Raw genomic sequence first — 1,997 nt, 5'->3', positions numbered from 1 at the left:
GGAGATGTTTTTCCTTCAGGAACAACAATAATTAGTTATGCTGTAACTGACGATTCTGGAAATACAAATACAGCATCATTTAATGTGAATGTTATCGTTGACAACCAAAATCCTGTTGCCGTATGTCAGAACCTCACGGTTCAATTAGATGCCGCAGGAAGCGTATCAATTACAGCTTCTCAAATTAATAATGGGTCTTCGGATAATTGTGGAATAGCCTCAATATCTGCATCTCAAACGACATTCACTTGTGCTGATGAAGGTGCAAACAACGTTACGCTTACAGTTACTGATACCAACGGAAATGTAGATACTTGTATAGCTGTTGTAACAGTAAACTTACAGGATGCTCCTACCGGATTAGAATGTTGGGAAACTGCAACATACAATTATACAACTTGTAGATGGGAAATCACAGGAACTCAACCTGCAGAACCAGCAACGGAATGTTACGAAACGGCTACGTTTAATAATACGACGTGTGCTTGGGAAATAACAGGAACGCAACCTGCAGAACCTGCAACAGAATGTTACGAAACGGCTACGTTTAATAATACGACATGTGCTTGGGAAGTAACAGGAACTCAACCTGCAGAACCAGCAACAGAATGTTACGAGACGGCTACGTTTAATAATACGACATGTGCTTGGGAGATCACAGGAACTCAACCTGCAGAGCCTGCAACAGAATGTTACGAAACGGCTACGTTTAATAATACCACATGTGCTTGGGAAATAACAGGAACTCAACCTGCAGAACCAGCAACAGAATGTTACGAGACGGCTACGTTTAATAATACCACATGTGCTTGGGAGATCACAGGAACTCAACCTGCAGAGCCTGCAACAGAATGTTATGAAACTGCAACGTTTAATAATACGACGTGTGCTTGGGAAATCACAGGAACTCAACCTGCAGAGCCTGCAACAGAATGTTACGAAACGGCTACGTTTAATAATACGACTTGTTCATGGGAGATCACAGGTACACAACCTGCAGAACCTGCAACGGAATGTTACGAGACGGCTACGTTTAATAATACCACATGTGCTTGGGAAATCACAGGTACACAACCTGCAGAACCTGCAACAGAATGTTACGAGACGGCTACATTTAATAACACGACTTGTTCATGGGAAATCACAGGTACACAACCTGCAGAACCTGCAACAGAATGTTACGAGACGGCTACATTTAATAACACGACTTGTTCATGGGAAATCACAGGTACTCAACCTGCAGAACCTGCAACAGAATGTTACGAGACGGCTACGTTTAATAACACAACGTGTGCTTGGGAGATCACAGGAACTCAACCTGCAGAACCAGCAACAGAATGTTATGAGACGGCTACATTTAATAACACGACTTGTTCATGGGAAATCACAGGTACACAACCTGCAGAACCAGCAACAGAATGTTACGAGACGGCTACATTTAATAACACGACTTGTTCATGGGAAATCACAGGCACACAACCTGCAGAGCCTGCAACAGAGTGTTATGAGACTGCAACGTTTAATAATACGACGTGTGCTTGGGAAATCACAGGTACACAACCTGCAGAGCCTGCAACAGAATGTTACGAAACGGCTACGTTTAATAATACCACATGTGCTTGGGAGATCACAGGAACTCAACCTGCAGAACCTGCAACAGAATGTTACGAAACAGCAACGTTTAATAATACCACATGTGCTTGGGAAATCACAGGTACTCAACCTGCAGAGCCTGCGACAGAATGTTACGAGACAGCGACGTTTAATAATACGACGTGTGCTTGGGAGATCACAGGTACGCAACCTGCAGAACCAGCAACAGAATGTTACGAGACGGCGACGTTTAATAATACCACATGTGCTTGGGAAATCACAGGTACGCAACCTGCAGAACCAGCAACAGAATGTTACGAGACGGCGACGTTTAATAACACGACGTGTGCTTGGGAAATCACAGGTACGCAACCTGCAGAACCTGCAACAGAATGTTACGAGAC

1 protein-coding gene is annotated in these 1,997 nt (G+C 43.7%); it reads left to right on the top strand.

The features are described from left to right. A partial coding sequence (locus tag Q0951_RS17015) for an HYR domain-containing protein (RefSeq protein WP_299339528.1) occupies nucleotides 1–1,997 on the top strand: 1,997 nt, incomplete at both ends.

The organism is uncultured Psychroserpens sp. (genome assembly GCF_947501425.1).
Classification (GTDB): domain Bacteria; phylum Bacteroidota; class Bacteroidia; order Flavobacteriales; family Flavobacteriaceae; genus Psychroserpens.
This window is presented reverse-complemented; position numbering and strand designations above follow the sequence as displayed.